Here is a 6,000-nt window from a genome sequence, read left to right on the forward strand (position 1 = left end):
CACGCCTGAACCGACGTTTTGTCGGAACTGCAGGTGAACGATCGAAGAACACTGTCGACGAGGACTATGACGACCAGGGAAATGCCTGCACCCTGCGTATGTGACCCGTCCATCGAACGTACGATTCCGGTGTGAGTGTCGCATCGGCCGTATTACTGGCAATCGCCGCGGCCTTCGTGGGATACCTCGTCGGCGGTGTTCTGATCCCGTACCTCAATACTCGACACTCGGAGCGCCGCCGAGTCACCTCCGGTCTGACGATGTCGCAGGTACTGGACCTGATCGTCCTCGCCTCGGAGAGCGGCATCGCCGTCGTCGACCAATTTCACGACGTCGTGCTGTTCAACCCGCGCGCCGAGGAGTTGGGTCTGGTGCGTAACCGCTCTATCGACGACAGAGCCTGGGACGCCGTTCTCAAGGTCCTCGGTGACGGAAGCACCGTCGAAGTCGACCTCAGCTCGAAGAACCCCAGGACCGGCCGCGACAAGATCGCCGTCCGATGCGTCGCACGTCTGCTCAGCAAAGAAGACAAGCGCTTCGTCGTGCTGTTCGCCGACGACGATTCCGAGCAGGTCCGCATGGAAGCGACCCGTCGGGACTTCGTGGCCAACGTCAGCCACGAACTCAAGACGCCCGTCGGCGCGATGAGCCTGCTCGCGGAAGCACTGCTCGAATCCGCCGACGACCCGGATTCCGTCCGGCACTTCGGCGGCAAGGTCGTCGCCGAGTCCAAGCGGCTGGGCAACATGGTGACCGAACTGATCGCACTCTCTCGTTTGCAGGGAGCCGAGAAACTGCCCGACCTCGAGGTCGTGGACGTCGATACCGTCGTCAACGAAGCGATGGACAGGTCCAAGCTCGCCGCCGAGAACGCCGGCATCTCCGTGACCACCGACCATCCGAGCGGGCTCGAAGTACTCGGCGATCAAGCACTGTTGGTCACCGCGCTGGCCAACTTGATCCAGAACGCGATCGCGTACTCCTCCGATGGCTCGCCCGTCTCGGTCAGCCGAGCATTGCGGGGCTCGCACGTGGCGTTCGCCGTCACCGACCGCGGAATCGGCATCGCCAAGCAGGACCAGGAACGCGTCTTCGAGCGATTCTTCCGCGTCGACAAAGCTCGGTCGCGGGCCACCGGCGGCACAGGCCTCGGCCTGGCCATCGCCAAACACGTCGCAGCCAACCACAACGGCAGCATCTCGCTGTGGAGCAAGCTGGGCACCGGATCCACCTTCACCCTCCAGATCCCCGCGTACTTCGAAGAAGAAGACGACGCTTCGGTTACAGAAAGAGAGAATCAGTGACCAACGTTCTGATCGTGGAAGACGAAGAGTCGTTGGCCGATCCACTGGCCTTCCTGCTTCGCAAGGAAGGCTTCGAGGCCACCGTCGTCGGAGACGGACCGTCGGCACTCGCGGAATTCGATCGAGCCGGCGCCGACATCGTGCTGCTCGACCTCATGCTCCCCGGTATGAGTGGCACCGACGTGTGCAAGCAATTGCGTTCGCGCTCAGGCGTTCCCGTCATCATGGTGACCGCGCGCGACAGCGAGATCGACAAGGTGGTCGGCCTCGAACTGGGAGCTGACGACTACGTCACCAAGCCGTATTCCGCCCGCGAGCTCATTGCTCGCATCCGCGCGGTACTGCGCCGCGGCTCCGATGCCGAGATGGACAGCGGAGTCGATACCGGGGTGCTCGAAGCCGGCCCGGTGCGGATGGACGTCGAACGCCACGTCGTGATGGTCGGATCCGAACAGATCACATTGCCGCTCAAAGAATTCGATCTGCTCGAGTACCTGCTACGCAATTCCGGCCGGGTGCTCACGCGTGGTCAGTTGATCGACCGCGTGTGGGGAGCCGACTACGTGGGTGACACGAAGACTCTCGACGTCCACGTCAAGCGACTGCGCTCGAAGATCGAGTCCGACCCGGCCAAGCCGGAGCACCTGGTGACAGTGCGGGGACTGGGCTACAAGCTCGAAGGGTAGAGCCTGCGGCATGTGAGTGGAACTTCGTGACGGGCTACGAAGTTCCACGCACATGCGGCGAAGCCGCACTAACGGCGCTGGGCCTCACGAGTGGCCGGGTGCACCGCGATCAAACCGAGGCCGCGGCGACGCTTGCACAGCGATGCCAGTTCGTCGTAAGCGGCTTTGCCGAGTAGTTCGGTCAGCTCCGGCTTGTAGGACTCGAACACTTGCTTGGAGCCGACGTGCGCATCGGGTGACCCGGAGCAGTACCAGTGCAGATCCAGTCCGCCCTCGCCCCAGCCACGGCGGTCGTACTCGCCGATCGTGGTCTTGAGGATCTCGGAGCCGTCGGGCCTCGTCACCCAGTCCTGGGTGCGTCGGATCGGCAGCTGCCAACACACATCGGGTTTGACCTCGAGCGGTTCGATGCCCTTGCGCAGCGCCATCGAGTGCAGCGCGCACCCGATGCCCCCGGCGAACCCCGGACGATTCTGGAAAATGCATGCACCTTTGTAGCGGCGCGTGCGGAGGGACTGCTCGTCGTCGAGATCGTCGAACTCGACGTATCCCTTCTTGCCCAGACCCTTGTCCATCAGCTGCCAGTCCTGCGGAGTGAGCAACTTCACCGACTCGTCGAGCTTGCGTTTGTCGTCCTCGTCGGACAGAAAAGCGCCGTGGGAGCAACAGCCGTCGTCGGGTCTGCCCTCGACGGTTCCCTGGCATGCCGGAGTGCCGAACACACAGGTCCAGTTGGACAACAGCCACGTCAGATCGGCGGCGATGACGTGTTCCGAATTATCGGGGTCGGGGAATTCGACCCATTCTCTGGGGAAATCCATCTCGACCTCTGCAGCGAACGGTGGCTGCTCACGACCTGCTGTCACAAACGACGACGGTAGACCCAGTACCGTGGGCATGTGCGATTAGGGGTGCTCGACGTCGGCAGCAACGCGTTGCGTCCGCTTGTCGTGGATCTCCATCGCGGCACCGACGCGACCGAGACGAGCCCGAGCACGGCAGCTTCGGCCCGCGCCTTGGGAACGTCGACGACATGTCGTTCGTTCGATCGGATGATCGGTGCAGCGCCCTCCGTGAGCGGCTCGTGGCGAATCGGAGCCTTGGGATCGCGGATATCGGCCGGCGACCGTGCAGAATTGAGAGGCGTCAGGCCACCACGGCTGGTGGCCCAGGCATCGACAGCGGAGGCGAGCATGAGGGCATTGTCGGTGAAGTCCTGCGACATCTGCCCATGGGCGCCGAGGGAAGGTTTGATTGTGCGGAAGCTGGACACCGAAACAGACGGCGATCTGGTGGGGAGTTCGAGATGAGCGATGCCAACCCGGAAGACACCGGACAGATCTCGGTCGCCGAGCTGCTGGCTAGAAACGGCCAGAAGTCGAACTTGAATACCGGCGGCCGCCGTCGCCGCGGCGTCAAGGGTGGAATCTCTGTCTCAGAGCTGACCGGTGAAATTCCGGTAATCCGCGACGCGCCGGGCAGTCGCAGCGCCCCGGTGGTCGAGACGCCGGCCCCTCCCGCAACCGAGACCGATACGCCCGACGCTGCGCGAGTCGAGCACGACGACCGCACAGCGCAGGACGACGTGCCCGCTCCTGTTTCTTCCCGGTCGCAACCGGCGCGGCCGCAGACCGCTCGGCCGACTCCATTTCAACCGGCAGGCCGACGCGAGAAGCAGCAGCCCGAGCCGGAATTGCTGTCCGGATCCACCACGGTTGCCGGTGACCTGCTCAATCGGTCGCACGACGACACCGAACGCGGCCTACGTCCGGCCGGAGCCGGCTCCGCAGCCGCATCCACGCCCGAAAGCACAAAGGCTACGCCGGAGCGGCCGCCGTACGGATCGACCGCAGCCGAGCAATCACGGCCCCGGCGGCCTGCCGGATTCCAGGCACCGCGGCAGGTCGAGAAGGCCGAACCGAACACCGACGTCACCCCGCGCGAAGCGGTCATCGATGTCGACGACCTGGCCAAGACTGCGATGTCTCCGCGTATTCAGGGTGCCGACGACGTCACATCAGCCCCGGCGGGCAAGCGCGTATCCATCGAGAAGCCCAGCACGTCTGCTGCCCCCGAGGCGGTGGAGACCCCCGAGTCCGAGGACGCTCTCGCGCCGGATACCGAGGCCGTCGATGCGGGTGCACCGACTCGATCCGGCCGCCGCGCGCCGGCCACCAAGAGCAAGGGCGGCGCCATCAGGCAATGGCTGGTGCTCATCGGCCAGGCTGTGGTGGCGATCGTGGTCGGCGCATTGCTGTTCAAGGGCTTCGAGCAACTGTGGGACGTGTTGCCCTGGGTCGCGCTGGTGCTGTCGGTGCTGGTCATCGTCGGCCTCGTGGCGGTGGTGAGAATTCTGCGACGCACCGATGACCTGATATCGATCGTCATCGCGATCGCCGTGGGTGTGTTCGTGACGCTCGGTCCGCTCGCCTTCCAGCTCAGTACCGGCTGAGCCGGAACGATGGTCGCGAACCGAATACAGATCGGCCTGTCCACGGCCTCGGTGTACCCGCAGAACACCGAAGCAGCGTTTCGCTATGCGGCCGAACTCGGATACGACGGCGTCGAACTGATGGTGTGGGCCGAATCGATCAGCCAGGACGTCGACGCAGTCGCCGCACTCTCGCGGGAGTACTCGATGCCGGTTCAGGCGATCCACGCACCGTGTCTGCTGATCTCGCAGCGGGTCTGGGGAGCGGATCCCGTCACTAAGCTCGCCCGCTCGGTGGAGGTGGCCGAGAAGCTGGAATCGGCAACGGTCGTGGTCCATCCGCCGTTCCGCTGGCAACGCAGGTACAGCGACGGCTTCGCCGATCAGGTCGCCGAGCTCGAAGCCAACTCGCACGTGGTGGTCGCCGTCGAGAACATGTTCCCGATGCGTGCCGACCGGTTCTTCGGGCGCAAGGAGAAATCCGCTCAGCGACTCGAGCGACGAGGCGGTCCCGGGGCGGCGCTGTCGGCGTTCTCACCGTCGTACGACCCGACGGACGTCGGACACGATCACTACACCCTCGACCTCTCGCACACCGCCACCGCGGGATCGGACGCCCTCGACATGCTCGATCGGATGGGCGAGGGCATTGCGCACCTGCATCTGGCCGACGGCCGAGGCGCGTCCGTGGACGAGCATCTGATTCCCGGGCACGGTAGTCAGCCGTGTGTGGAGGTGTGCACCGAACTGGTACGCCGCGGTTTCGAGGGTCAGGCGGTCATCGAGATCAACACCCAGAACGCGCGGACGGTGCCCGAGCGTTCCTCGATGCTCGATCAGGCGCTGCAGTTCGCCCGCGCACACCTGTCCTGAGGTCGCCGGTAAGTTGATCGGAATGAGTTCTGCCAGCCCCAGCCCGTTCCGCGCCGCCACCACCCTCGTTGCGGTCGACGTCGACTCCGATACCGCGTCGTTCGTCGGCGCGATCGACTCCATCTGGACCATCGGCCCCAAGGTGCACGGCGGGGCGATGCTCGCCGTCTGTGCTGCAGCAGCTCGTCAGCAGATCGTGCGCACCGCACCCGAGCAATCCGATATGCAACCCCTGGCGGTCAGCGTCAGCTATCTGGCGGCGCCCGATCCCGGCGAGGTGGCACTGACGACGGTGGTGCGCAAGCGTGGTCGCCAGGTCTGCAGTGTCGACGTCGAGATGACTCAGGCCGGGCGCGTTGCGGTGCGAGCCGTGGTCACCCTCGGTCTGCCCGATTCCGATCAGCCACGCCACGAGACGCCGACAGCGTTGGCGTCGATGTCCGTCGAACCTCCCACCGGCACCCTCGCGGTGGCGGGCGATCACCCGATGGCGTCGATCGTGCATCTCGCCGAGGGCTGCGACATGCGTATCGATCCGACGTCGGCGAACTTCCTGACCGGCGAGCAGGGCGAGGCAGAGATTCGACTGTGGGTGCGGCCCTTCGCAGGAGACGAGGCCGATACGGACACGGCCGTGCTGTTCGCGCTCATGACCGGTGACATCTCCGCTCCGGTGACGATGAACCGCGGAATGTTCGGTTGGGCC

General features: G+C 65.0%; 7 protein-coding genes. 5 read left to right on the forward strand and 2 right to left on the reverse strand.

Annotated features, from left to right (window positions below):
- The first annotated feature begins 131 nt into the window (after positions 1-131).
- Positions 132-1,304: a sensor histidine kinase gene (locus tag RHODMAR_RS09075; RefSeq protein ID WP_008713638.1), complete on the forward strand. Its 1,173-nt coding sequence runs from the start codon at positions 132-134 to the stop codon at positions 1,302-1,304.
- On the forward strand, positions 1,301-1,990 hold the full coding sequence (locus RHODMAR_RS09080; RefSeq protein WP_008713639.1) for a response regulator transcription factor: 690 nt from the start codon (positions 1,301-1,303) through the stop codon (positions 1,988-1,990). The genes RHODMAR_RS09075 and RHODMAR_RS09080 overlap by 4 nt, the downstream gene beginning before the upstream one ends.
- Positions 1,991-2,058: 68 nt before the next feature.
- Here the strand turns inward: RHODMAR_RS09080 and RHODMAR_RS09085 are convergent, their stop codons facing one another.
- Together RHODMAR_RS09085 and RHODMAR_RS29570 are read right to left on the reverse strand one after the other, a co-directional pair.
- Positions 2,059-2,811: a hypothetical protein gene (locus RHODMAR_RS09085; protein WP_008713640.1), complete on the reverse strand. Its 753-nt coding sequence runs from the start codon at positions 2,809-2,811 to the stop codon at positions 2,059-2,061.
- A gap of 41 nt (positions 2,812-2,852) precedes the next feature.
- Positions 2,853-3,263, reverse strand: coding sequence for a hypothetical protein (locus RHODMAR_RS29570; protein WP_008713643.1), 411 nt, complete (start codon positions 3,261-3,263; stop codon positions 2,853-2,855).
- 33 nt (positions 3,264-3,296) lie between these two features.
- On the opposite strand from RHODMAR_RS29570, the gene RHODMAR_RS09095 reads away from it, so the two are divergent.
- From RHODMAR_RS09095 to RHODMAR_RS09105, 3 genes are all read left to right on the forward strand, one after another.
- Positions 3,297-4,442 carry a Yip1 family protein gene (locus RHODMAR_RS09095; RefSeq protein WP_008713645.1) on the forward strand — a complete coding sequence of 382 codons (1,146 nt, stop codon included), beginning with the start codon at positions 3,297-3,299 and terminating at the stop codon, positions 4,440-4,442.
- Between the two features lie 9 nt (positions 4,443-4,451).
- Positions 4,452-5,294 carry a sugar phosphate isomerase/epimerase family protein gene (locus tag RHODMAR_RS09100; RefSeq protein WP_008713647.1) on the forward strand — a complete coding sequence of 281 codons (843 nt, stop codon included), beginning with the start codon at positions 4,452-4,454 and terminating at the stop codon, positions 5,292-5,294.
- 22 nt (positions 5,295-5,316) lie between these two features.
- On the forward strand, positions 5,317-6,000 hold a 684-nt coding region (locus RHODMAR_RS09105), incomplete at its 3' end, for a thioesterase family protein (RefSeq protein ID WP_008713649.1).

Source organism: Rhodococcus sp. AW25M09 (assembly GCF_000333955.1).
Classification (GTDB): Bacteria; Actinomycetota; Actinomycetes; order Mycobacteriales; family Mycobacteriaceae; genus Rhodococcoides.